Below are 23,659 nucleotides of genomic sequence, written 5' to 3'. Positions count from 1 at the left end.
CAGCATGAAAACCATCCCGGCAGCGCCGCCCGGCGGAAATTTTGCCACGGCAGTAGCAAACCGCAAGGCGCTGTTCACACAGCATCTGAAAGGTAGGGCGGCATGATGCGCCTTTCGCGCGTTTTATGACGACTTTCAAAACCTTGAGAATCGTCCAGAGCGAGAGCAGATTAACGGATGCCACCGACTGATTTGCTTGCTAGCTGATTATTGTCGGTTCGCAAGTTCATGTCATTGCTACCTGCCGACCATCTGCACCAACTGAATGAGATTCCCGCAGGTGTCATCGATGACGGCCATCCTTACAGGACCGGCATCCATGGGCTTGACGGAAAATTCAACACCGATGGCCGCAAGTCTCTCGGACTCGGCGTCCAGGTCATCGACCTGAAATGAAGCCACGGGAATCCCATCCGCGACCAACGCATTCTTGTAAGGTTTCACCGCAGGATGTTCGCTTGGCTCCAACAACAATTCCGTCCCGCCTGGCTGTTCTTCCGACACCACGGTCAGCCAGCGATGTTCGCCCATGGGGATGTCGTGCTTCACTTCAAACCCCAGCTTGTTTGTGTAGAAATCCAATGCCTTCGCCTGATCGTCGACAAAGACGCTTGTGATGTAGATTCGCATTTCCGATTCCTTTTCTCACAGGTAGCGATTGATTGCTGCCTCGACGGCCGCCCGCAGCGGGTCGAGGTTGATTGCATGGGTCTTGGTTCGGCCTTTCCAGGTGATTTCAAGCAGTCCCGCTCGTTCCAGCACGTCCAGATGCTGGGAGATCGTTTGCCGGGAAAGCGGTTCTCCATTTTCAGCAACCGATGACGCACAGATTTCAAAAAGCGACCGGCCGGGTCGCTGGTGCAGGGAAGCCAGAATGCGGCGCCGTTCCGGATGCGCCAGCGCTTTGAAGACGAGATCAATCTGATCATCCTGCATAGCAGAGTTTATGCAGTCTTCTTACTGCATGTCAATTCGTCCGGTGAACCGTGGCGGGACCAACGCCGGCGATCGCCGGCAGGCATTCGCGCGTCACGTCGTCGACGACTTCAGGATGTGGAAGCGCCGGCCAAGAGCGAACTGGTCGTGGACAAAGTCGAGCGACCAGCGTGCGTTGACCTTGGCCTCGACCATGATCGGGGCGCGGGTTCCGACGGCCCGCCGCCGGGCCCTGCGCTTGCGGACCGTCAGCCCTTCCTCCCGATAAAGCCGGTAGATGCGATTGATACCGGAGGTCTCGCCCTCCCGCCGCAGCAGGATGAACAGCCGCCGGTAGTCGAACTGGCGGCGCTGGTTGGCAAGCTCGCGCAGACGGGCACTCAACTCGGTCTCGGGCGGGCGGTGTCAGCGAACGGAACTTCAGCTACCGGCGGGCGGTGGATCGGTTCCCTCGCTGAGGATCGCAAGATAGCGCTGGTAGCTGAACACACCCCCGCTTGTGCCCGGTGATTTCCTCGACGGTACCCATCTTATCCAGATCGGCCAAGGCCGCATTGACTGTCGGCGCCGACAAACCCGTTTTCTGGGCAAGCTGGTTGGAGGTCAGGAACGGGTACTGCTGGGAAAGATCGTAGATGCGCAGCGCCGAGCCCGCGCGGTCGCATTCGTTCGTGATCCTCCTGACGTGAAGGGGCGCCAGTGCGAACATCACCAGATATGTCGGAAAATGTTGACATGTCGGAAAATCCCGACATATTAGAGCCATGATGAAAGAAGCCATCTTCTCCGCGCTCGCCAATCCTGTCCGCCGAAAGGTAGTGATGCTCTTGCTTTCACGAGAGAGGAGCGCGGGGTCAATCGCAGAGGCTTTCGATATCAGCCGATCCGCAGTGTCCGAACATTTGGGCGTCCTGCGTCAGGCGCAACTCGTTCAAGAAATCAAAGTCGGGCGGGAACGGATCTATTCGCTCAATGCCGAACCGCTGGTCGCGCTTCGCGATTGGCTCGCACCCTACGAAGACTATTGGAAGGCGCGCCTCGCGGACTTGGCGAGGGACCTTGAGGAGACGAACGAATGAAACGACAAACCGTGACCGTGGAACAGGTTATCAAAGCGTCGCCAGCGCGCGTATGGGAACGGATTTCAACACCAGACGGCATCGCGCGCTGGTGGCGACCCGGAAACATTGCGCCGGTTGAAGGGCATGAATTCACGATGGACATGGAGAAATGAGGGATAATCCCGTGCCGTGTCATCGCTGTCGAGGAGGAGCGCAGATTGGCCTACACCTTCGGCGATTTCGAACTGCACTGGGAGATCGTTCCTCAGGGAGAGGCGACGATTCTCAGGCTTGAGCATCGCGGTTTCGACCTTGAGAATCCTCGGCACCGCTTTGCATTCGAGAACATGGGGCCGGGCTGGCGCGACGTCGTGCTGCCGAGGCTTGCCGAAGGGCTGCTCGAAGCTGCCTGACACGACTTAACGTGGGAGCGGGTGGAATACTGCACTCTGCTTCCGGATAGGGGTCTCTGTTCGCCAGATCGGACCCGGCACTCACAATGGCGATGCGTCGCGATCGACTCGACCCATGTCGGCGTTCACCGACATGCGGCCTAATCCGCCCTCAGCAGAAATTGGTCACTCGCCACTCCTTCTATCGCGTCAGAAATCCGGTAGCCCGCGGCGCTGACTAGTGACTCAAGGTTGCGAAGGCCGCGCGCCTTCAGCGGGAAAGGGCTTCGAGCGACCATTGCCCGCCCGGTGGCATCGTCCCGAATAACGCTGCCGGCAATTGGGATCGCACCAGCCTCGCGCAAAAGCGATAGATTAGCGATTACCGCTCTGTCAGAACCGTATTCAAACAGGGCGCCTTCGGATGAAGCCAGGACATATTCTCCTCCGATCTTCCAGTCGTGCAGTGCAGATGCCAAGGAAGAAGGCTGGTCCCATGAATAGGGAACGAAGGTCATAGTCGCGGCAATTCCGGCGAGAGGCCCTTTCGTTTCGCATAATGCGGCGAGAGCCGCTTTGCCTAGGAGTATCCCTTTGTCCTCGATATCCAACACATCGATTGCGACATCGTGAACCGGGTTCCCGCAGTCGCCCTTGAGAATGATCAACGCATTCAAGGCTTCGATCGCCGTGCCACCTCCGATTGCAAGGAGACGTAGCGGCATGGAAGGTGGAGCATATTTAACGCCTTTGCCATGAGACGGGATAGCTGCTGCAAGCGGATCCGTAGCGCCACGGCATTCGGCGAGGAAGCCAGGCGGCGTTCGATTTCGGTGTTGCACTGCGCGGGGAGATTGTCTGCGCCGATCTTGAGGAGGTAGGTCGTCAGCCCGTCCAGATATTGCGCTTGCGAGGCGAACATGCGCTGCAGAAGATCGGGTATTGGCCCGATCGTGTCAGCACGTGCGACAGCGGGCCGGTTGACCGACGCCACAATTGATGCGCGCAGCTTGTCAAGGCTAGCCGAGCTTTCGTCGATTCGGAATGCGGGGTTTGTCACATCCACCACGGTAGAGTCATCCCATCGGGTAATCGCGCTTGGACGATTGACCCGGTATTGTTCGTCATGTCGCTTTCCATTTGTTTCCATCGAATTGGGCTGGCAGGACGCCTACACCCCTGGCCGCCCGGCACGGGTAATTGCGACCGAGAAACATCTGACTGCTACGGCTGCGTTGCCCGAATGCGCGCCACCGCACTCTTGTCTGCGGCCGACATGGATCAGAACGGCAGTCTCAAGCTCGCGCTTTGTGCGCGCTGTCATTCCGGTTTTTCCTGCTATCGGGCAGCAAAAGCGGGATCACCTCAATCCAGAGCGATCTCTCACCAGGAATCATTGTGGCGTGGAATGACGTGCCGGTAGACGCCGTAGCACCTGCCGTCTATGTCAGTGTAGCGCTCGACCGAGCCGCCAAGTTTCCTCGCGACCGCCCGAGAGGCGAGGTTGTCGTCAGCGATCAGGCTAATCGCCGTCGTCCAGCCAAGTTGGCTGAATGCAAAGCCGAGGACGGCGTGCATCGCTTCGGTCGCATAGCCCCGTCCCTGGAAACCGGGGAAAACGCCCCAGCCCAATTCAGGTTCCAGCTTGTCCATCGGACGCTGCGCCCCGCAGTAGCCCGCCATTTCCCCGGTCGCACTGTCCACGACAACGAAGAAGCCGAATCCGCGCAACTGCCAATGACCGATGAAATACAGCATCCTGCGCCATGCATCCTCACGCGGGATGGGCCCACCAACGAAGGCCATGTTGCCGGCATCGGCCCAGAACTGAGCAGAGGCCTCAAAGTCCTCCTCTCGCCACTGACGCAACATCAGCCGCTCCGTTTGGATCGTTTTCACAATAATCGTCATTCAAGATGTTTCTGATGGCGGGCATATTTTGCCGCGTTGCCGCATGTGGCCATGTCGCACCAGCGGCGACGACCCGGCTTTGACCTGTCAAAAAAGAACCAGCCGCAATTGGCGCCGGCACAGCGCTTGAGGCGAGGTGATGTGAAATCCTCGCCGAGCCGGATAAAGGCATCGGCCAACGTCCTGGAAATGACGTCTAGTCCGGTATCACCCGCTCGAATGTGGATTCCTGTTAGCGGGTCGATCGCCAATTCGCAGTGGCTGTTAAAGCTTCGCCACATCCGCTCGACCACAGCAAGATCGTTCGCCCGAGGGGCTGTGCCCTCAACCCGCGCCGTCAGGAGCCCGTGCATGGCCAGACGTAATTCCTTGGCCTTGGTCAGGGCGGTCGCCGCTGCGCGCGGCGACGCCTTTGCGAGTTCCTGAAGGTGAGCTGCATCTGCCTGAGCGATGATGCCGCTGATCCGGGCCCAGTCCACCAGCGCGGCGTAGTTCGGGATCCAGTCCCTCGGTCGCGCATCCCATCCAGTCACCGTGTTGACAAAATCAATGGCCGGATGATCACCGATGAAGTCGCTTTCGCGGAATTGGTGCTGTTCGATCAGCGGCTCTTCGCCGGTCATGTGGATTTCGCCCTGTTCGCCGTGTGAACTCCCTGGCGCGAATTTAACGGAACGCACCCACACAATCAACCGATAAAATCCATATTACTGGTTGATAGCGCGGTCCGGTTGGTCTGGTTTCGTCGCCACAACGCAGAGCCCATTCTGGGCCGTCGCCATGCGCACATTTTTAAAGCCGGCGGCCTCGACCTTGTCCGTCAATCCTTCGCCCGATTGGCCAGAATGGACAGAAAAGCCGAGAGCGATCTTCCCACCCGGCTTTAAGATTCTCCATATTTCCCGCAACCCTGCTGCGGTATCCGGCCAGACCTGCATCGAGTTGACCGCCAGCGCCTTGTCGAAGCTGGCGTCGGTGAAAGGCAAGTTCTCCACGGAACCCTGTCGCAGGTCGACACGACCCCTTCGGATAGCCGTGGCGCTTCTAGCGCGTGCTTGTTTGAGCATTTCCCTTGAGACGTCGATGCCCGCGATGTGGCCTTCCGCTGCAAGCGCCGACAATCGCTGAATAACAACGCCAGGTCCGAATCCCACTTCGAGAATGGCATCGGTTGGGCCAACATCGAGGAGGCTGCTGACCCAAACGCCAAAATTCTCGTTTGTACGCGCCATGATGGCACCGCCCATTCGCCCGAGAATTCCTTGGGGGCGGCCAAACGCGCGCATCAAGAGCGCTTGCAGGACAGTCATCTCGGCGTCTCCTTTCTCTGAGACAAGAGACGATATTGTAAGATATCGCCCAGCGGACCGGCGTCGATGGCCCAGTCGCGACCGCCGACGCGCGGGCGCTAGATTATGGAGCTTGCGCTTGCGTCTTTCCGGAACACAACATTCGGCTCCAGCTCCTTCAGTCGGTAGCACTGCAGCGGCTAAACTGTTTCTTCGGACTCGCCGTCGATGCCTCGCCTGTCGTGCTCATCAACGTATTCACGCTCAATAAGGCGGACGAGCAGGGTTACCTCCAAGCCTGGAAGGAATGGGCTGAAGAACCGAGGTGTCAACGATCTGATCGCCGTGGTCGGCGGGCTGAAGATGAGCGCCTGACAAATGCTTGATCGCAGCGGCAAGCTGCGATGTCGATAAGGTGTCGCTGCCGCCCGTCAGGCTGTTCCAGTCTCGCTCGATCACAGCCTTGGGGGAAAATTCTTCCCTTTCGGGTTTCGTTACCCCGAGTAATTGTTCAACGCTGGACAAACAAAGTTCGCCGCCTGATCCGACCAAATCCATAATCTGCTGTGCAGCATCAGCGGCGTCGATTTCCTCTAGTTGGAGCGGGACCTGATCGCTTGAGACTGTTACGCTCGTTCCTTCAGGTTTCCGATTCTCCGGTTGGGCATTCATCAGGGCGAGCAACATCGACACGCTAAACTGAACGGGCGTTGATTTCGCCACCAAAGGCACCTGTTCGGCAGCTCTCGCGGGGCTGCCCGGAACGTTTTGACCAGTTGTTATATCAGGCTGGAACGGTCGCTCGGGCTGTCGTGTGTTCACAGTGGTCAGTTTATGGCTGTAGCTGGGTGCAGTAATATCCATGGAAGGTCCCGCATTTCATTTGCCATCGTCTTGGGCTGCTTGAGGAAGAAAAGCTATCTCAATGCCCGTCGGTTGCCGGTGTGGATTTCCTGGCACGAATCTGCCGGGAGGCGTACACAGGATCAACCGATAAAATCCATATTACTGGTTGACAGTTCAATGTCACCAGTTAAATTTCAAATACCGGTTGGGAGATGGCATCAAAGGTCACCCGCGGCTGGATATCGGGGATTCCACGCGGCTGAGGCGTTTCAACGAAGAGTTATTCTGAAATGGTGGGAAGCAAGACAATCATCTGCGCTCCGAGCAACCTTGGCCTGCGCCCCGAGGAAGGCGGCAGGGAGCCGGGAACCTGGGAAGCGCCGCTCGTCCTGCTGTCGGAGGGGCTGCAGGCCGTTATTCAAGCAACAGATGTCGAGTGGCTGCCTCGTCCCGCGTATCGGTTCGACCCGGAGGAGAACACGCGCATCCGCAATGGTCATGCGATCCGCAGTTACAGCCTCGACTTGGCGCATCTCGTCCAGGCGCGCCTATCCGACGGCAAATTCCCGGTCGTTATCGGCGGAGACTGCAGCATCCTGCTCGGCTGCCTCGCGGGTGCCAGAGCTTCTGGTCGCGTCGGACTGCTTCATATCGATGGCCATAGCGACTATTTCCATCCCGGGAATTACGATGTGCAGAGCCGCCTCGGAACCGTGGCGGGAATGGACCTCGCGCTTGCGACAGGGCGTGGGGAGAAACTTCTCACCGAATGGCCAGGTATCGACGGACCTCTCGTTCAGGACGACGACGTGACGCAGATGGGTGAGCGTGAGGCTCTCAGCCCAGACTACGCCCAGCACTACGGGGACATTCGCAACACGGCGATCAATCGGATCATCGTTCAGGAAATGCTTCGAGAGGGAATGCTGGCGACCGCAAAAAGGGTCGCGGCATGGGCATCCCGTGGTGACCTTTCGCGCTATTGGCTGCATCTCGACGTGGACGTCCTTGCGGAAGCCGTCATGCCCGCGGTGGATTCGCCGGGGGAGCCGGGGCTGGATTTCGAACAAGTGGCCCAGCTTGTCTCCCTCCTGATACGCCATATTCCCGTCATCGGCGTCGACATCACGATTTACGACCCCGACAAAGATCCGGACCGACGCTACGCCAAGGCGATCGTGGCATGTCTCGGCAACGCAAGGGGTTGACCGGGCCGTCTGCCCGGAAATGGCTGTGCCTTCCGGCGAAGGCGGACGATCACGTAAGAGCAATTTGCATAGGAAAGTGGTGAGCCAATGGACACAGCGATCATCTCAAACCCTCGCAGCTTTATCGAAGGCCTCACGGCCAGTGGACCTGCCGCCGAATACGCCGACCAACTTATGCTTTACGGACAATTCGTCGGCGACTGGTTGGCGGAAACGGTTGAATTCTCAGCGGACGGCACTGTCACCCATTCCCAATGGGATATTCGGTTCGACTGGGTGCTCGAAGGGCGTGCGATCCAGGATCTCTGGATCACACCGGTCAGGAACGGTACTGAGGTCCGCTGGTCCGAACCCGGGAACCGATATTCGACGACATTACGGGTCTACGATCCGAAGATTGACGCCTGGCACATCATCTGGATCAACCCTCCGGGCGGATACATCACCCGGCAGCTTGCTCGCAAGGTCGGTGACGAGATCATACAATTGGCTGATGTCGATGCCTCGGGGTCGCTGACCCGGTGGGTTTATCGCGACATCACGCGAAACAGCTTTCGCTGGTGCAACGAACGTTCTGTCGATCAAGGCAAGAGCTGGCGGCTTATGCAGGAGATGCGGGCGAAGCGACAAGGGTGACGAGCGGCATGACGCCGCATTGCATGATACGTTCGAGGCCCGCTGCGATAGCTGGCCCATCCCCATAGATTCACCTGCGCTGACGGCAGGGAGCGCGCCGAGGGATCCGTCTGGTTCCGAACAAACGGGACCTACGGCGTTGAAACTGGGCTAGTCAGCCTCCGCACCAGATAGGTTCAGGCGGCATCCGCTGCGCCGAAATGAGCCATCTGGTCCGCATATGCCTTTGCAAAGGACGAACGAGCAGTTGCCCTTGTGACATAGTCGCGGCAGGCGGGATGTTGCGCCAAACCGCCGAACCGGTTGACTAGACGCAGTATGTCCGCCATGGCGATGTCGGCAATAGAGAAGTTTTCAGTCAGCCATTCGCGCCCAGCCAGGACCGGCTCAAGGTGTTTGAGGCGGGACACCATTAGGAAGTCGTCCAGACTCTTCCATCCTGGAGTATCGCCTGCATTGCCTGCAGCGCGGCAAACAAGGTGAGATGCAGCGTCAATTAGGATGAGACTCGGCAGCAGCGGTGGAACGCAGAGAGGGCGTAGCCCGAACGGAGTTCTACCGCTGCTGGCGCGCCAATTTTGCGTCTGGTGATTACGGTTCGACCGGTACGGTGGGTTTTTCGAAGAACGGAGAACCACCTTTGTGCCCGGTCGTCAGATAACCGATCATCAGATGAGGCTTTTCATGAAGTTACGACAAGAGCACACGGTCGAGGTCGCCGCCGCGAAGGCGTCGATCAGTAGAGCAACGGCCTATCGCATCGAGAAGAACCCGCAACTGCCATCACAAGTGAGGAAGCCGCGCGGCCGCCGGCGTCCCGATCCGCTCGCCGACATCTTCGAGGCAGAGGTTGTTCCGCTCTTGAAGGCGGCACCTGGCATTCGCGCTGTCGCCGTCTTCGAGGAGATGTTACGCCGTCATCCCGACCTAAGCGAAGGCGTACGCCGGACCATGGAACGGCGGATCCGTTCCTGGCGAGCGATCAATGGCGAAGAGCAGGAAGTCATCTTTCGCCAGGTGCATGAACCCGGTCGATTGGGGCTTTCCGACTTCACCAATATGAACGAACTGGACATCACGATCGCAGGCCACCCGCTCGATCACCTGCTTTACCATTTCCGGCTGGCCTATTCCGGCTTCGAACACGCTCACATCGTTCTCGGTGGCGAAAGCTTCGTGGCGTTGGCCGAAGGGCTGCAGAACGCTCTCTGGTTTCTTGGCGGCGCGCCGCTTTACCATCGCAGCGACAGCCTGTCGGCGGCCTTTCGCAATCTCGATGCCGATGCCAAGGAGGATCAGACGCGGCGCTATGCGGAGCTTTGCGCGCACTACCGGATGACGCCAACCCGCAACAATAAGGGCGTTGCCCACGAGAACGGTGCGATTGAGAGCCCGCATGGTCACCTCAAGAATGCGATCCGCGATGCCCTGTTGCTGCGCGGCACCCGTGATTTCGACGATCTCGATGGCTACCGCTGCTTCATCGATGAGATCGTCAGCCGGCGCAATGCCCGCTATGGCAAGCGCATTGACGCCGAGCGTGCGGCACTGCAGCCGTTACCGGGGACACGCACCAGCGACTTTGAGGAGATTGTCGTGCGGGTCTCCCGCAGCGGCGGCTTCACCTTGCGCAAGGTCTTTTACACCGTGCCATCACGGCTCATCGGTCACCGGCTACGCGTGCGCCTTTACGACGACCGTCTCGATGTCTTTATCGCCGGCACGCATCTGATGACGCTCCAAAGAGGTCGTGCGCATGCCAGCGGCAAGCACGATCAGGTGGTCGATTACCGGCATGTCATCCATTCGCTGCGCAAAAAGCCGATGGCGCTGCTTCAACTTGTCTATCGCGACAAGCTGTTTCCGCGGCAGGAATATCGCAGGGCCTTCGAGGTTCTCATCGACCGGTTTTCCGACAAGCAGGCCTGCAAGATCACGGTCGAGCTTCTGGCCTTGGCCCACGATCGGGGCTGCGAGCGGGAGCTCGCAGAGCGTCTGGCCACAATTCTCGATGAGGGCGAACTGCCCGACATCGTCGCGCTGCGGACCTTCTTCGCCCCCGATCCAGCGCAGTTGCCGACCGTCAACGTCCGTCTCGCTTCCCTCCAGGGTTATGAGGCTCTGATCGACGCCCGTCATCTGGAGGACGCCGCATGAGAAACGCTCCTGTCATCGATGCAGCCAGGCTCAGCACGCTGCTCAATGAACTGCGCTTGCCGGCCATCAAAGTCCTCTGGCCGGACTTTGCCGAACGTGCAGACAAGGAAGGGTGGCCGGCGGCGCGGTTCCTGTGCGCGATTGCCGAACACGAACTCGCCGAACGCGATCGCCGCCGCATCGAACGCCATCTCGCCGAGGCGCGATTATCACCGGGAAAGACGCTCGACAGTTTCGACTTCGACGCCGTGCCGATGGTCTCCAAGGCGCAAGTCATGGCGATCGCCGCCGGCGATAGCTGGCTCGCCAAAGGAGCCAACATCCTGTTGTTCGGCCCGCCCGGTGGCGGCAAGAGCCATCTCGCCTCTGCAATCGGCCTTGCGCTGATCGAGAACGGCTGGCGAGTGCTGTTCATGCGCACGACCGAACTCGTTCAGAAGCTTCAGGTGGCCCGTCGTGAACTCCAGCTCGAATCCGCCATCGCCAAGCTCGACAAGTTCGATCTGCTCATCCTCGATGATCTCGCCTATGTGACCAAGGACCAGGCAGAAACGAGCGTGCTCTTCGAGCTCATCTCCGCGCGCTACGAGCGGCGGTCCATCATGATCACCGCCAACCAGCCGTTCGGAGAATGGAACAGCGTCTTCCCTGATCCCGCTATGACGCTCGCCGCCGTAGATCGTCTTGTCCACCACGCGACCATCTTCGAGATGAATGTCGAAAGCTACAGGCGTCGATCCGCCATCGAAGCCAAACGTCAACGCGGAAGGTGACCTGCCACTGAGAATTTCCTCCAGAATGGATTAGAGTCCGGCCCATTGAGGACGGACACATGAAGAAGCAGAGATTTACAGAAGAGCAGATTATTTTGGTGCTGAAGGAGCAGGAGGCGGGCGCGAAGGTGGCCGACTTGTGCCGCAAGCACGGGATTTCAGACGCGACCTTTTATAACTGGAAAGCCAAATACGGCGGCATGGAAGTCTCCGAGGCGAAGCGACTGAAGGCGCTCGAAGAGGAGAATGCCAAGCTGAAGAAACTGCTGGCCGAACAGATGCTGGATGTGGCCGCACTCTGCGAGCTTCTCGCAAAAAAATGGTAGGGCCTGCCGCCAAGCGTGACGCCGTTGCGCATCTGAGGGACATTATGGGTCTTTCGGAACGGCGGGCCTGCCAGATTGTGTCGGCTGATCGCAAGATGATCCGCTATCGGTCCTGCCGACCGCCGGAGGTCGAATTGCGAACGAAGCTGCGCGATCTGGCCAATGAGCGGCGGCGTTTCGGATACAGACGACTGTTCATTTTGCTTCGGCGTGATGGAGAGCTGTCCGGCGTCAACCGCATCTACCGGCTGTATCGGGAGGAAGGCCTTTCCGTTCGCAAGCGCAAAGCCAGACGGCGTGCCGTGGGTACGCGTGCGCCGATCCTGGTCGAAGCCAAGGCTAATGCCCGCTGGTCTCTGGATTTTGTCCACGACCAGTTCGCCTGCGGACGACGATTTCGGGTGCTCAATATCGTCGATGACGTGACACGTGAATGTCTGGCGGCAATCCCCGATACATCAATCTCGGGACGTCGCGTTGCCCGAGAGCTGACAGCACTCATCGAACGACGCGGCAAGCCCGGCATGATCGTTTCCGACAACGTCCTATGTGGGCAAGCAAAACGAGAACAGGCCAACAGGTCTCCTTGCATCGGCGATTGCCGACGCTTTCATAAGATTGCTCCAGATGGTTTCCACCGTCAACGGAATCGTTCCCTGCCATAGCAAACACAGGATCCATCGGCGTGTCACTGGCCGTGGTCCTCACCGTCCTTAAGATGGGATACGTGCCCAGGTGGAAGGCCCGAACATTATCTACAGGGTCGCAATCGCGCCCTCACGGCACTTGCAGAGAGGGGTCCTTCCACCTGGTTCCCGGTCGTTCAACGAACGGCCGGTATTCTGTCTGTGTTTTGATGACCGCGTGAGCGACGCGTGCCATCTTGGCAGTAAGAGCGGTCATTGCCTTACGTCTGCGGTCTGCATCATTGGCGTTGCCAGCCATGTATCTTCCAAGCTTGTCGCGGAAGCTGTTATCCCGTTGGCGGGATGCGACTTGGGCAGCCATCCAGAACGTTCGGCGGAGACGAGCGTTTCCGTACTTCGATAACTTGGTCCGGCCTCGGAAGGTGCCCGACTGCGAGGTCGCAAGGTCGAGACCGCAAAACTTCAGAAACTGGCGATGGTGCCGGAAACGGCGCAAGTCACCTGCTTCCGCCAAAATGGTCAAAGCATTGATCGGTCCTATCCCGGGAATTTTGCACAGGAGTTGATAATCCTGATGGTCTGCCAGCAGCGACTGAGCGATTTGTTCGATGCGGTTGCGCTCACGGATCAGGCTTCGCCCTTGGCCAATAATCATGCGGAACATGCTGATCGCGACGGCGTCTTCGGCTATAGGCAGGGCCATCGACGAGGAAGCCGTCTCAAAGATGTCATTGATTAATCGTGCTTTTGAGACTTTACGGCCGACGAGCGACCACGCCTGTGCAACGAACGCCTCGCGCCCGAGTGAGGTGATGCAGGTGGGCGTCGGGAAGCGTTCGATCAATGCCAAAAACCAGTCGGACCGGCTGTTGCCAGCGAAGCGGGCGATCTCGGGAAAATAGAGCGGCAGGTAGTGGTTCAGGATGCGGTGCCAGGTCTGCGTCTTGGCTTTGGAGATGACTTCGTGCGTCTTCGACAGTTCCTGCAAATCGTTGATGCCAGCTTCAAGCGGATCGACGTAAACCTGGGTGGCCCCGATCCGCAGCATGTGCAGGATAACCTGTGCATCTTTCGGATCGTTCTTGTCCCAGCCGTTATGAAGCGCCTCCCGCGTTCTGGCCAATGCAACTGAAGAGATCAGTCGCAATTGGAACCCTGCCACAAGCAGCTTATGCGCCAGAGCACGGTGATAATTGCCGGTAGCTTCAAAGCCGACGACGATTGGTCGTGCCATGGAGGCGAGTTCCTCAACCAAGCGGTCATAGTCATCTTTGGTCGCCATCACCGTCATACGCCGGCGCCGCCCACCCTCCGGCCGCTCGATGAGAACCTCCTGACGGTGCTTCGACATATCGATCGCTACCAGCACGGCGCTTGTGGCAGTAGAAAGATATTTGGTCATGGCTTGTCGCCTCCAAAGTGTTGTCTCGACAACTTCACTTTAGAGACCTGTCGACTGGCCATGACCACCCAGGACGGCGCGCTGCGCTACGCATGGCTTCGCGCGCCGTCGGCCATGTCAGAGCAAGATTCCCGATGTGCTACGGCACGGAACTCACCTCGAATGCGATCCTCGCCTGGTCGAAGGACCACAAGGTCGAGTGGCACTATATCGCGCCGGGAAAGCCTATGCAGAACGGCTATGTTGAGTCCTTCAATGGCCGGATGCGCGACGAGTTGCTCAACGAAAGTCTGTTCTTCGGCCTCGATCATGCTCGTAGTGCCATTGCCGAATGGGCCGACGATTATAACAATTTCCGGCCACACTCGTCGCTCGGATACCAAACCCCGGCAGTCTATGCCGGGACCATCGCCGCAACCGGCTCCAACGCTGCGCAAGATGAAAGCTACGCGTTTCCGCCGGTTGCTACCAACGCGCCATTCGGCGTATCAGAAAACGCTGGACCTCTAATCGCAGCCGGATGAAAGTTCAGTGGCAGGTCAAAGGCCGGCCGCCTCCGCGACAATCAGAAACACCACCGAGATTGACGCTGCGCGACAATCAGAAGCCGACGATGCCCTTGCCAGCGTCAATCACGATGATACGGTCGCCCGCAACCGCGACACCAGAATCTCATCCAGATTGTCGCGCTGATCTCACCCAGATTGTCGCTCTACAATTGCCGGATATTTGAAAAATGGACCAAGGCAGGCTCGCCATTTCGACTGAATTGAGCGCTGCGAACAGCCATTCCACCACCTTGTTGCGACCCTGCCGATCGGCAGGCATCAACTTTTCACTTCGCTCGCCCAGATGCAGAAGGATCGCACCACTCTCGAAGATCGAGATGTCTCCATCAGTCAACCAGGGCACTTGTCCGAAAGGCTGGCGCGCGAAATGTGCCGGCTGCCGATCGCCAAACGACGTGCTCTCGACCCGATAGGGCAACCCGGCCTCTTCCAGTGCCCAACGCACACGGGTGTCGCGTACATAGCCCCGAGGGAACTCGGGAACCCAATCGTAGGTGGTGAGGATCATGTCGCCCATTCTGCATCTCCAAGGAAAATCTGTAACTTATCGAGAAGGCCGTTCCAGCCTGCCTCGTGGCTCTCGCGCGCGTCCTCATCGCGAAGGCGCTCATGGATGAGTGTCAGTTCGGTGCCGCCATCGAACGGTTTGAGCAGAAACGTGACCAGCGATTCTCGCTCCGGCTTCCCGGGCCATTCCCATGTGAAAACGAGCTTCTCCTCGGGAACCACTTCCCGGTAAACCCCGGTGGGATTGTGCTCACTTCCGTTCAGCATCCGAAATACGATGCTGAAGCGGCCGCCAGGTCGTACATCGGCCACGGCTTTGAGTGTCGAACCGGCGTCCGGGCCCCACCATTGCATTATCAGTTCAGGCGAGGTGATCGCCGCGTAAACCTTCGCGGGAGAAGATTTGATTCTCCGAACGATGGTTATGCTGGGGAGGTTCTTCGTCATTCCCCGCCATCCTTTTCCACGAACGCAACAAGCCGGTCGAGGCTCGCCGTCCAGAAGCGCTCATACTGGTTGAGCCACTCCATTGCCTCTTGCATTGGCTCGACCGACAAACTGATCGCCACGGTGCGGCCGGTTTTGGTGCGCGTGATCAGTCCCGCAGTCGACAAGACATCCAGATGCTTCATGATGCCGGGAAGCTTCAGCGAGAGCGGCCGGGCTAGCTCACTTACCGAAAGCCCCGGTTCGTCCTTTAGTCGCGAGAGGATGCTTCGCCGAGTGGGATCGGAAAGGGCAGAGAATGTGCGATCCATCGCAGAGGCTCGATACTTCACCATGTAGCGAAGTGTTATTCACCGTGGGAACCGTGCCAATCATTCGGCATCACAGCCCGTGAGATTTTCAGACGGCTGCCCTCTACGGTCGAAGCGGTCCATTCCGGATAGCGATCCTTTATGGCGAAAGCTTCGAAGGCGAAGATGAATACCCGGGCAATCAGAACTGCGGTTGTCAGATTCGGAACCGCGGGCCCAAAAAGCCGGCGACATGCAATCGGCTGCGAATACTCGCTTCGATGTCATCAATATCCGGCTGATCGGCTGAACAAAGCTGGCGCAATAGCCCGCGGGCGCCGCCTTGTATCCTTGTTGATCCGAATGGACAATACCTGTCAGTACCCGTCCGGGTGCAACGCGACAGTACCAGTTTTCTGACTAATGCCTCAATTTGATCCCCGACTTCCAACCATCCTGGAGTTCACCTTAGCTTTTCGGCATCAAAAGGTTGGCGTCACGCGCGACCCGCCAGCGGCCATCCGCTTCCCTGCGGAACAGTGTCAGGGTGTAGCCCGCACGCTGCATCGGCTCGCCGGCTGCGGGAGTGATGCTCAAGTTGATCCGGTTGCGCGTGAACGCCCAATTTCCCTGGATCTGAAGCTCGACGACGTCATTGATTCCGTCGATCTGCAGCCCCGCTGCACCGAACTGGTTGGCGGTCGCTTCGAAAACCTCTCGGCCGAACGGCTCCTGGCCAGGGACCATGAAGACCACGTCATTGGTCATAAGCGAGAGGATCGTGGCGGTGTCACCGGACTGGCTTGCCCCGATCCAAGTGGCAATGACTTGCCGGATCGCCTGTTCGTCTTCCGTCATTTTTTTCTCCATCTGAGCTATTGCGTCGGTTCAAAAAGCAATTTCGCGATAAGGCGAGTCAATCAGCGAAGCCGAACTTCAAACTGAGAGTCTGATTCAAATTAATCCGAAGTGATTTCATGCTCTTGCGATACGCCGGATGAAGAATTGCACAGATGCGATATAGAGCCACGCGGTTGCCGAGGCGATGGTTTGTTCGAAGTCCTTTGCGAGACGACGGTTGTGGTTGAGCCATGCCAATGTGCGTTCGATGACCCATCGGCGTGGCAATACTTCGAAGCCTTTGGCGGAGTCGGATCGCTTTATGACCTCGACAGTCCACTTGCCCATCCGGCGCAGTGCGTCCCCGAGCTTGTCGCCGGCATAACCGCCATCGGCAAAAACATGCCGCAACCAGGGGAAACGCCGGATGATTCCCCGCAACACCAGCGGTGCCCCGTCGCGGTCCTGAATGTCGGCAGTGTGGATCACTGCGTGAACCAGATTTCCTTCAGTGTCGGTGAGGATATGGCGCTTGCGGCGCTTGGTCTTCTTGTCCGCGTCATAGCCCCGTGGTCCGCCACCTTCTGTGGCTTTCACGCTTTGACTGTCGATTACCCCGGCAGATGGGGAGGCCTCGCGGTCAATCGCCTGACGCGATGCCATGAGCAGCGTATGGTTGAGCGTCAGCCACAGGCCGTTGTCGCGCCACAGATAGAACCAGTGCCGCACGGTCGAGACCGGAGGAAAGCACGGCGGCAGCATCCGCCACGGTAAGCCGCCGCGCAGCAGATACAGGATCGCCTCGATGATCCGCCTCAGCGGCCATTTGCGAGGCCGCCCCACATGCGATGCCGGGGGTAGCAGCGGCTCCAGGCTCGCCCACTCGGCATCGGTCAAGTCGCTTGGCAAAGTTAACCCGCTTCGCGCATGAACGGCACGAGTGGTATCGGTCCACATCGTTGATCCATAGAGAATTTATCGGACACCGTGACTGCGATGTGCTGCTATACTTCAATCGTTTAGGCTTGCACCAATCTTGTCCATCAGCCAGCCGGTGCCTTCCTCACGCACTGCAGGATTGTCGAAGCCGTCCAAATAGACGCCGTATTCGGTCCAGGAAACCTGCGTTCCGTCGCTGCAGGGGGTGATTTCGATGGTGGCGAGCGATGCTGAAATCGGCGTGCCGTTCAACGTCATGCGATAAGTATAGATAATGCGCTCGTCGGGCACGATGTCCTGATAAACCGCGTAGAAGGCGGTCCGAATATCATTGGCATGGCGCCCAAAAACGATTTCCTGCCCGTCGACGCGGAAGTCGAACTTGCTACCGGCCTCTTCGACGCCTTGCGGGCCAGAGAACCACTTCGCCTTGGCTTCCTTATCCGCGAATGCCTGGAACACACGTGCGGATGAGGCATCGTAGGTCCTTTTGACGGTAAAAGTTCCGTGGGTCGTCTTACGTTGGATGGTATCCGGTGCGGACATTGGCCGTTCTCCTATTTTTTGGGGTCGGATTGGGTCGATTCGAGATATTCGCCGAGGCGACCTAGGCGTTGGACCACCGCATTGCGGCGCTCGTTTAGCCATTGCTCGGCTCGGGATAAGGACATGGCGTCGAGCGAGCAGGTTCTTACCCTGCCGATCTTTTTTGTGGTGACGATGCCTGACGCTTCCAACAGCTGCAGATGCTGCACCACCGCCGGGAGGGACATGTCGAGTGGGCGTGCCAGTTCGCTCACCGTCGCTGGACCGCGGCTCAGCCGCTCAATTATTTTGCGCCGGCTGGGATCGGCGAGTGCATGGAATAAGAGGTCGATGGATGGCTGCATGATATCTTGAATCACTTAAGTAAAAAATTAAGTATCATGCCTCGACTCAATTGCCAAGCAGTTGCTTGCTGCATGGGAGCAGACTGTTTGCTGGAATCGGAGGTGGCTCGCGATTTCGGTGTAACGTGCTGATATTAAAATGCTTAGTTTCCGATCAGCCTCTGAGACACGACCTTCTTCTGCGAACGCTGGCCAAACCAGATGCCGCCGACGATCAGGACCATTCCCGAGCACTGGGCGGGCGAGAGCGTCTGATCGAGGAAAAGCCAGCCCAGCACGACCGCCGTCAGCGGGCTGAGGAAGAGCAGGAAGGACACCACGGCCGGCTCCAGTCGAGCGATTCCCCGCAGCCACAGGAAATAGGTTGCCGCCGCGCCGATTAGGCCGAGCCAGGCAAAGCCGAGTGCATTGGCCACCGTCAGGTCTGATGGAAACGGCTCCAGCGAAAGCGCGATCGGCAGGAGCAGCAAGCCCCCGGCGGTTAACTGCCAAGCGGTAAAGGTGAGTGCGGATACCGGCGGCTGCCACTTCCTGCTCAGAACCGTTCCGCAGGCCATCGACAGAGCGCCGCCAAGGCCGGCCGCGATCCCGATCGGATCAAGCCTTGCCGCCGGCGTCAGAACGAGAAGCGCCACCCCCACGATGCCGACAAAAGCCGATGCGATTGCCGCCTGTCGCACCGGACTGCCGAGGACAACGCGCGAAAGGCCGAGAACGATGAGCGGCTGGATGGCGCCAACCGTGGCGGCAACTCCGCCTGGCAACCGATAGGCCGAGACGAACAAGAGCCACCAGAAGATCGCAAAGTTGAATGCGCCGAGCAGAAAGCTGCGCCACAACCAGACCCCGCGCGGCAACGTCCGAACGATCACAAGCAGCGCGATGCCTGCCGGCAGCGCTCTCAGCATGGCGACGGTGAGAGGGATACCTGCGGGCAGCAACTCGGTGGCCACGACATATGTGCTGCCCCAGATGGCCGGCGCGATCGCCGTCGACAGAATATCGAATCCGCGTATCGACGGTGCCTGCGGCACTACCGGATCAGCGACAGGTGCGGAATTGCTCGTCATGCGAACTCCAGGACTTCCTGCAGAGGCCGCCGCGGTTTTTGCGGCCAGTTGTCGGGCAAAGCTCTGCCGATAGTCATGAGCAGTACAGGGACCTCGTTCGGACCAAGGCCGAACTCCTGTACGACCTTGTCGGGATCGAAGCCGACCATTGCGCCCGTTGCGAGGTTGTTGGCCGCCGCAGCGAACATCAGGGTCGCAGCCCCGAATGTGGCGGATCGGATGGCCTCGTCGCGCTGCATACGGGCATTGCCTGTGTAAAGCGCATCCGCGCCCTGCACCCAGGCCTCGGACGTCGCCGCCGGCATGAACCCCGCTTCGACGGAAGGGCGGAGCCTTTCCGCCAGAACGGAATGATCGGGCAACTGGCCGCAGATGATGAAGGTCGCCGAGGCCTCAAGGACTTTTGCCTGCCCGCTGGCGGCCTCCCACAATTTTCGCTTGGCCTCTGGTGTCCGGACCGCAATGAAGCGCCACTTCTGGAAATTGAATGCGGTCGGTGCAAGCGTAGCGAGCCGAATGATTTCGGTCAGTTCGCTATCCGGCAATATGTGAGACGAATCGTAATAGTTGGCCGAAATGCGCTTCTCGATCGCGTCGACAAGCACACGATGGCGGTTGTTTACAGGTTCCATGAGAATATCCGCTATGTATTCTTGAAATAGACCAGACCTTGCGGGTCGCTTTTCCTCGGCTGCTCAGCTATTTCATCGCCGCTCGGACGGATCCGACGATTTCAGCGGTGTCTGGAAAGTGCCCTTTGATGCGCTTGGCCACGACCTCGCCATCGACGCGCACTTCGAAGATACCGCCTTTCCCGGCCACAAGATTCGTGGTGACCGACAGGTCGCGTTGGAGCGCATCGACAGCTTCCGCTGCTCGCTTTCCATATCCGCACGGCTTGCAATAAGTGATCATGACTTCGTTCATCGTTTCGGTCCTTTCCTCGATGCCGGACTGAGTGATAGGGGGAGGGCGTCGCCTGATCGGCGGCACCGCATGTGCTATTCGATGACTCCGTTTTCCCGGTTGCGCTCGGCTGGAACGACGAAAGAGCACAACATCGCGGACCGCATCCGGTTGAATCCGCGTTTGAGGTAAAAATCTTCCTTGCCTTGCCGGGCGTAGAGGATGATCCGCTTGTGATGCCGCACCTTTTGCTTCAGCGCTTCGAGGATACGGGAGCCGAGACCGTATCCCTGGAAATCGGGATGAACCGCCATGTCGCAAATAACGGCGCAGTCGACTAAGTCGCCAAAAGCGCGTCCGGCGCCGATGAGCCTGTCGTGGTGCAGCGCAAAGATGCGGTACCGGCTGTTGCGAAAAGCTTCGACGATGGCGGAGGCAGGCCGATCTCCGAGCCGCGCGGCGGCGTAGAGTCCGGCGAGTTGAGCCTCGTCACGGAAGGCTGAGACGAGTGCCACGTCGGTTTCAATGCCGTCCATGGTCATGCTCATCCGCGTTCGCGCCGGAAACAGGCCTATCTGGGACCTGCAGCGGTCGACCGGTGTACACTTCCTTGCTGTCGCCATAGGCTCTCACAACCGCGGCACGGGTGCGGATCGCCTCGAACCAACGAAAGAGGTTTGGATAGTCCTGCAGGCGTTGACCGTGCGCAGCGTGGGGAACGATCCACGGAAAACAGGCCATGTCAGCGATGGAATAGTCGCCCGCAATGTAGGATAGGTCAGTCAGGCGTCTGTCCAGTACGCCGTAGAGCCGAGCGGTCTCGCTTCGGTAGCGCTCGATCGCATAAGGAATCTTCTCGTTCGCATAGACGTTGAAATGGCCGATCTGACCGGCCATCGGCCCCAGGCCTGCCATTTGCCAGAAGAGCCACTGAAGGACATCGAGGCGGGCGTCCGGCTCGGCGGGCAGGAACATCCCGGCTTTCTCGGCGAGATAGAGGAGGATTGCACCTGACTCGAATACCGACACGGGCCGACTACGCCCCGCCGGAGCGCGGTCGACAATGGCCGGGATGCGCCCGTTCGGGGATATCGCGAGGAACTCTGGCCGGCGCTGCTCTCCCTTGGAGAGGTTCACCGTCACGATTCGATAGGCGAGGCCCGCCTCCTCGAGGAAGATGCGAACCTTGTGGCCGTTTGGCGTTGCCGCGTAGTGCAGGTCGATCATACCGGGTCCCTTGTTCGTGTCGCGCTCCAGATTAGCGGAACGTCGCAGGCCCATTCCGGCGACAGTCCGCTTGAATGCAGGGCAGGCGCCCTAGGCCGCATCGCGCGTCTCGTTCCTTGCGATCCACACGGCGACGGTAAGGCCGATGGTTTCAGGATGGTCCTCCTGCAGGTAATGTGCTCCCGCCCCGAGATGGACGAGTTGGCAATCGTGCAGTTTTGCGGCAAACGCTTCAGCGAAGGGCGGGGAAACCAAAGCGCCCGGATTCCCGGCAAAGAGCAGCTTGGGATAGCGCGAGCTCGCGAGAGCGCGGTGCGCTTGCTCCAGCATTTCATTCACGTCCGCAGGCTCGCCGGCGATTGGCAGTTCGTTCGGAAGGCGCCAGGTGGGCTTGCGCGATTCCGGCGTGCCGAACGGAGCGCGATAAACCGCCATTTCCTCCTCGCTGAGCTTCCTGATCACGGAACCCGGCAATACACGCTCGACGAACGCATTTCCCTCAATGATCATCCGCTCGCCTTCGCCCGGCGTGCGGAACTTGCGGAACGTCTCACGCGCCGCCTCTACCTGATGGAAATCATCCCAGCTCGGCATCGGCCGGATGAACTCCATAAAGGCGAGGCCGCGAACAAAATCGGGCCTGCGAGCCGCCAGATGAAAGGCGAGCGCCGTTCCCCAATCCTGGGCGACGAGATATGCCGAACCGATTCCTTGGGCTTCGATGAACGCATCGAGATAGCGGGCGTGATCCGCAAAGCGGTAGTCGATGTCGGGTTTGCCCGATTGGCCGAAGCCGATGAGGTCGGGAGCGATGCATCGGGCTACCGGCGCCACGTGCGGCAGGATATTGCGCCAGATGTAGGACGAGGTGGGATTGCCGTGCAGGAAGAGGGCGACGGGCTCCTCCTGCGCACCCGCCTCCCGATAGGCCATGTGGGAATCTAGCACCGCGCGATGAGGAAGAGAGATGTCGAATTGCATGCGTTTGACCTCTATTGATCTGTTTCGATTGCCAAGGCGAAGCTCAAGCGTTCAGCCTGGGTCACTATGATCCTAAAATAATACGTTCGTACGTATTAAGTCAAGAACCTGCTTTCGTTCCTGATGAGCGATTAGGGTAGTCGGGCGTTTTCGGGGGATTGGCGAATTCGCCGCCCCGCAAACGGGGCCGTGCCGAAACCCGCGTCGATGCGTCTTTTCGGTTCCCCATCTGCGGGGCGCAGGCTTTTCGCCCTGCCTCGTCGACTTGGCCCGCTGCCAGTTTGATCTTACTCGGTGGGGTTGGCTCCAGTAGCCGAGATCCAGTCGGCAACGAGCTCGACGATTTCACCACGCTGCTCCAGAGGATCGGTGATACGAACGATACCGCGATCTGGCGCAGCCCATTCGATCTTGCCCGTTGGATCAATGAAAGCGAAATCCGCATTGTCCCGGACTTTCGGACCGCGGTGGAGAATTAGTTCCAGCCGGTCACCGGGATGCAGCCGCATCGTGATGCGGTCCTGGCCATCCCAACAAAAGTTCGGGGCGTTCCACTTGACTTGTTCGGTAACGGGTTGTCGATGGTTTGCAAAGTCCTCTGCTCCAGGTCGATATATCCCAGATCATACTGCATGAAGCTGACGAGCCAAATGCCGTCATCGACTTCCTTGATGCCGAGCCTTTGGCCGGCCATGACGATTGAGATGTTGATCTTCTTGCGATGCATGCAGATGCGCCCGCACGTGGTCACGAGGACATCTCTGTCGTGGAACGGATAGTCGATTTCCGGCAGTCCTCGATAGGGTCGCGCGGAGGCGGTGTAGATGTCTTGCGGAGTTCTCATGTCGAGCGCCTCATGGGGCCGTTCCGTATTGAATTCGCTGATGAAAGCGTCGAATCGCGCCTGCTGCTGGAGCATGTTCATGCCCGCGGGGCGGGTGGCTTCCTTCTTGAGCGTCAGATGCATGCGTTCATGCCGGCCGTTCTGTTGCGGATGGCCCGGCTTGATGCGTTCGATGGCGATGCCGAGCCTGAGCCACCAGACGGAGAGCTTCGACAGATTGTAGAGGCCGTTCGGGCTGGCGAAGGGGACGCCGTTGTCGCTGCGGATCGCGCCCGGCAGGCCACGCTCGGCAAACAGCCGGCGGAAAGCCTCGAAGACGGGAAGCTCCTTGTTCGACGAGAAGGCCTCGCAGGCCAGAAGATAGCGTGACGCCTGGTCGGTCACCGTCAACGGGTAACAGTATCGGCCATCCCCCAGTTTGAACTCGCCCTTGAAGTCGACGCACCACAGATCGTTGGGGACGAGCGCATGGGACAGGTCCGTGCCCTGGGCCTTGTTGCGATGGCGCTTGCGGGCATGTCCGTGACTTGCCAGTTCTCACCATCCCGCGTCGCAACGAACTCCC

General features: G+C 59.0%; 28 protein-coding genes and 8 pseudogenes. 9 read left to right on the top strand and 27 right to left on the bottom strand.

Features of this window, described 5'->3' with window-relative positions:
* Positions 1-237: 237 nt before the first annotated feature.
* From EUU22_RS00765 to EUU22_RS00750, 4 genes and pseudogenes are all read right to left on the bottom strand, one after another.
* Positions 238-630, bottom strand: a complete 393-nt coding sequence (locus EUU22_RS00765) for a VOC family protein (RefSeq protein ID WP_129330211.1) — start codon at positions 628-630, stop codon at positions 238-240.
* 15 nt (positions 631-645) lie between these two features.
* On the bottom strand, positions 646-936 hold the full coding sequence (locus EUU22_RS00760; RefSeq protein WP_205687810.1) for an ArsR/SmtB family transcription factor: 291 nt from the start codon (positions 934-936) through the stop codon (positions 646-648).
* Positions 937-1,006: 70 nt separating this feature from the next.
* Positions 1,007-1,338, bottom strand: a pseudogene (locus EUU22_RS00755) (IS3 family transposase); the annotation flags it as partial.
* Between the two features lie 18 nt (positions 1,339-1,356).
* A pseudogene (locus EUU22_RS00750) lies at positions 1,357-1,615 on the bottom strand (winged helix-turn-helix domain-containing protein); the annotation flags it as partial.
* An 88-nt stretch (positions 1,616-1,703) separates the two neighbouring features.
* Between EUU22_RS00750 and EUU22_RS00745 the strand changes: the two are divergent.
* Genes EUU22_RS00745 through EUU22_RS25465 form a run of 3 tightly spaced genes read left to right on the top strand, consistent with a single transcriptional unit; the run spans position 1,704 to position 2,410 of the window.
* Positions 1,704-2,015: an ArsR/SmtB family transcription factor gene (locus tag EUU22_RS00745; protein WP_205687809.1), complete on the top strand. Its 312-nt coding sequence runs from the start codon at positions 1,704-1,706 to the stop codon at positions 2,013-2,015.
* On the top strand, positions 2,012-2,170 hold the full coding sequence (locus EUU22_RS25470; RefSeq protein WP_205687808.1) for an SRPBCC family protein: 159 nt from the start codon (positions 2,012-2,014) through the stop codon (positions 2,168-2,170). The genes EUU22_RS00745 and EUU22_RS25470 overlap by 4 nt, the downstream gene beginning before the upstream one ends.
* 3 nt (positions 2,171-2,173) lie before the next feature.
* On the top strand, positions 2,174-2,410 hold the full coding sequence (locus EUU22_RS25465) for an SRPBCC family protein (protein ID WP_342635394.1): 237 nt from the start codon (positions 2,174-2,176) through the stop codon (positions 2,408-2,410).
* Between the two features lie 140 nt (positions 2,411-2,550).
* Here the strand turns inward: EUU22_RS25465 and EUU22_RS00735 are convergent, their stop codons facing one another.
* The 6 genes from EUU22_RS00735 to EUU22_RS00710 form a co-directional block, all read right to left on the bottom strand.
* Entirely contained in the window at positions 2,551-3,066 is a 516-nt protein-coding gene (locus EUU22_RS00735) for a hypothetical protein (RefSeq protein ID WP_165351017.1), read from the bottom strand.
* Positions 3,063-3,458, bottom strand: a complete 396-nt coding sequence (locus tag EUU22_RS00730; protein WP_129330208.1) for a hypothetical protein — start codon at positions 3,456-3,458, stop codon at positions 3,063-3,065. The genes EUU22_RS00735 and EUU22_RS00730 overlap by 4 nt, the downstream gene beginning before the upstream one ends.
* A 314-nt stretch (positions 3,459-3,772) precedes the next feature.
* Positions 3,773-4,300, bottom strand: coding sequence for a GNAT family N-acetyltransferase (locus EUU22_RS00725; protein ID WP_129330207.1), 528 nt, complete (start codon positions 4,298-4,300; stop codon positions 3,773-3,775).
* Entirely contained in the window at positions 4,297-4,923 is a 627-nt protein-coding gene (locus EUU22_RS00720) for a CGNR zinc finger domain-containing protein (RefSeq protein WP_129330206.1), read from the bottom strand. Before EUU22_RS00720 ends, EUU22_RS00725 begins: the two co-directional genes overlap by 4 nt.
* 84 nt (positions 4,924-5,007) lie before the next feature.
* Positions 5,008-5,610: a class I SAM-dependent methyltransferase gene (locus tag EUU22_RS00715; RefSeq protein WP_129330205.1), complete on the bottom strand. Its 603-nt coding sequence runs from the start codon at positions 5,608-5,610 to the stop codon at positions 5,008-5,010.
* 243 nt (positions 5,611-5,853) lie between these two features.
* Positions 5,854-6,453 (bottom strand): hypothetical protein, encoded by a 600-nt coding sequence (locus EUU22_RS00710; RefSeq protein WP_129330204.1) that lies wholly within the window; start codon positions 6,451-6,453, stop codon positions 5,854-5,856.
* 272 nt (positions 6,454-6,725) lie between these two features.
* Here EUU22_RS00710 and EUU22_RS00705 point away from each other — a divergent pair, with 272 nt between their 5' ends.
* Both EUU22_RS00705 and EUU22_RS00700 read left to right on the top strand, forming a co-directional pair.
* Positions 6,726-7,643, top strand: a complete 918-nt coding sequence (locus tag EUU22_RS00705; RefSeq protein WP_129330203.1) for an arginase family protein — start codon at positions 6,726-6,728, stop codon at positions 7,641-7,643.
* Positions 7,644-7,730: 87 nt separating this feature from the next.
* Positions 7,731-8,279: a hypothetical protein gene (locus EUU22_RS00700; protein WP_245484869.1), complete on the top strand. Its 549-nt coding sequence runs from the start codon at positions 7,731-7,733 to the stop codon at positions 8,277-8,279.
* A gap of 176 nt (positions 8,280-8,455) precedes the next feature.
* On the opposite strand, the pseudogene EUU22_RS00695 reads toward EUU22_RS00700, so the two are convergent.
* A pseudogene (locus tag EUU22_RS00695) lies at positions 8,456-8,743 on the bottom strand (glutathione S-transferase family protein); the annotation flags it as partial.
* Positions 8,744-8,921: 178 nt separating this feature from the next.
* Between EUU22_RS00695 and istA the strand changes: the two are divergent.
* From istA to EUU22_RS00680, 3 genes and pseudogenes are all read left to right on the top strand, one after another.
* Entirely contained in the window at positions 8,922-10,436 is a 1,515-nt protein-coding gene (istA, locus tag EUU22_RS00690; protein WP_129330202.1) for an IS21 family transposase, read from the top strand.
* Positions 10,433-11,209: an IS21-like element helper ATPase IstB gene (gene istB, locus EUU22_RS00685; RefSeq protein ID WP_165351015.1), complete on the top strand. Its 777-nt coding sequence runs from the start codon at positions 10,433-10,435 to the stop codon at positions 11,207-11,209. The genes istA and istB overlap by 4 nt, the downstream gene beginning before the upstream one ends.
* A gap of 59 nt (positions 11,210-11,268) precedes the next feature.
* Positions 11,269-12,077: pseudogene (locus tag EUU22_RS00680) on the top strand (IS3 family transposase); the annotation flags it as partial.
* Positions 12,078-12,290: 213 nt separating this feature from the next.
* Here EUU22_RS00680 and EUU22_RS00675 read toward each other — a convergent pair.
* A pseudogene (locus tag EUU22_RS00675) lies at positions 12,291-13,584 on the bottom strand (IS110 family RNA-guided transposase).
* A 143-nt stretch (positions 13,585-13,727) separates the two neighbouring features.
* Here EUU22_RS00675 and EUU22_RS00670 point away from each other — a divergent pair.
* Positions 13,728-14,108 (top strand): annotated as a pseudogene (locus EUU22_RS00670) (integrase core domain-containing protein); the annotation flags it as partial.
* Between the two features lie 196 nt (positions 14,109-14,304).
* On the opposite strand, the pseudogene EUU22_RS00665 reads toward EUU22_RS00670, so the two are convergent.
* From EUU22_RS00665 to EUU22_RS00595, 15 genes and pseudogenes are all read right to left on the bottom strand, one after another.
* Positions 14,305-14,670 (bottom strand): annotated as a pseudogene (locus EUU22_RS00665) (glutathione S-transferase N-terminal domain-containing protein); the annotation flags it as partial.
* Positions 14,658-15,107, bottom strand: coding sequence for an SRPBCC family protein (locus EUU22_RS00660; RefSeq protein WP_129330200.1), 450 nt, complete (start codon positions 15,105-15,107; stop codon positions 14,658-14,660). The gene EUU22_RS00660 and the pseudogene EUU22_RS00665, both read right to left, overlap by 13 nt.
* Positions 15,104-15,418, bottom strand: a complete 315-nt coding sequence (locus EUU22_RS00655; protein WP_245484868.1) for an ArsR/SmtB family transcription factor — start codon at positions 15,416-15,418, stop codon at positions 15,104-15,106. Before EUU22_RS00655 ends, EUU22_RS00660 begins: the two co-directional genes overlap by 4 nt.
* A 447-nt stretch (positions 15,419-15,865) precedes the next feature.
* Positions 15,866-16,255: a YybH family protein gene (locus tag EUU22_RS00650; protein WP_129330198.1), complete on the bottom strand. Its 390-nt coding sequence runs from the start codon at positions 16,253-16,255 to the stop codon at positions 15,866-15,868.
* A 117-nt stretch (positions 16,256-16,372) separates the two neighbouring features.
* Positions 16,373-17,194, bottom strand: a complete 822-nt coding sequence (locus EUU22_RS00645) for an IS5 family transposase (protein WP_129330197.1) — start codon at positions 17,192-17,194, stop codon at positions 16,373-16,375.
* Positions 17,195-17,248: 54 nt separating this feature from the next.
* Positions 17,249-17,722 (bottom strand): SRPBCC family protein, encoded by a 474-nt coding sequence (locus EUU22_RS00640; RefSeq protein ID WP_112688235.1) that lies wholly within the window; start codon positions 17,720-17,722, stop codon positions 17,249-17,251.
* An 11-nt stretch (positions 17,723-17,733) separates the two neighbouring features.
* A complete protein-coding gene (locus tag EUU22_RS00635; protein WP_205687805.1) occupies positions 17,734-18,066 on the bottom strand; it encodes an ArsR/SmtB family transcription factor in 333 nt (110 codons plus the stop codon).
* A 143-nt stretch (positions 18,067-18,209) separates the two neighbouring features.
* Complete coding sequence (locus EUU22_RS00630; protein ID WP_129330196.1) at positions 18,210-19,136, bottom strand: EamA family transporter; 927 nt, start codon at positions 19,134-19,136, stop codon at positions 18,210-18,212.
* On the bottom strand, positions 19,133-19,768 hold the full coding sequence (locus tag EUU22_RS00625) for a nitroreductase family protein (protein WP_129330195.1): 636 nt from the start codon (positions 19,766-19,768) through the stop codon (positions 19,133-19,135). The genes EUU22_RS00630 and EUU22_RS00625 overlap by 4 nt, the downstream gene beginning before the upstream one ends.
* A gap of 67 nt (positions 19,769-19,835) precedes the next feature.
* Positions 19,836-20,063: a SelT/SelW/SelH family protein gene (locus tag EUU22_RS00620; RefSeq protein WP_129330194.1), complete on the bottom strand. Its 228-nt coding sequence runs from the start codon at positions 20,061-20,063 to the stop codon at positions 19,836-19,838.
* 74 nt (positions 20,064-20,137) lie between these two features.
* A complete protein-coding gene (locus EUU22_RS00615; RefSeq protein WP_129330193.1) occupies positions 20,138-20,578 on the bottom strand; it encodes a GNAT family N-acetyltransferase in 441 nt (146 codons plus the stop codon).
* Positions 20,565-21,269, bottom strand: a complete 705-nt coding sequence (locus EUU22_RS00610; protein ID WP_129330192.1) for a glutathione S-transferase N-terminal domain-containing protein — start codon at positions 21,267-21,269, stop codon at positions 20,565-20,567. Before EUU22_RS00610 ends, EUU22_RS00615 begins: the two co-directional genes overlap by 14 nt.
* A 90-nt stretch (positions 21,270-21,359) precedes the next feature.
* Positions 21,360-22,250 (bottom strand): haloalkane dehalogenase, encoded by an 891-nt coding sequence (locus EUU22_RS00605; RefSeq protein ID WP_129330191.1) that lies wholly within the window; start codon positions 22,248-22,250, stop codon positions 21,360-21,362.
* Positions 22,251-22,537: 287 nt separating this feature from the next.
* Positions 22,538-22,759, bottom strand: coding sequence for a hypothetical protein (locus tag EUU22_RS00600; protein ID WP_129330190.1), 222 nt, complete (start codon positions 22,757-22,759; stop codon positions 22,538-22,540).
* A pseudogene (locus EUU22_RS00595) lies at positions 22,726-23,610 on the bottom strand (transposase); the annotation flags it as partial. The pseudogene EUU22_RS00595 and the gene EUU22_RS00600, both read right to left, overlap by 34 nt.
* Between the last annotated feature and the right edge of the window lie 49 nt (positions 23,611-23,659).

It is taken from the genome of Ciceribacter ferrooxidans (assembly GCF_004137355.1).
Lineage (GTDB): Bacteria > Pseudomonadota > Alphaproteobacteria > Rhizobiales > Rhizobiaceae > Allorhizobium > Allorhizobium ferrooxidans.
This window is presented reverse-complemented; position numbering and strand designations above follow the sequence as displayed.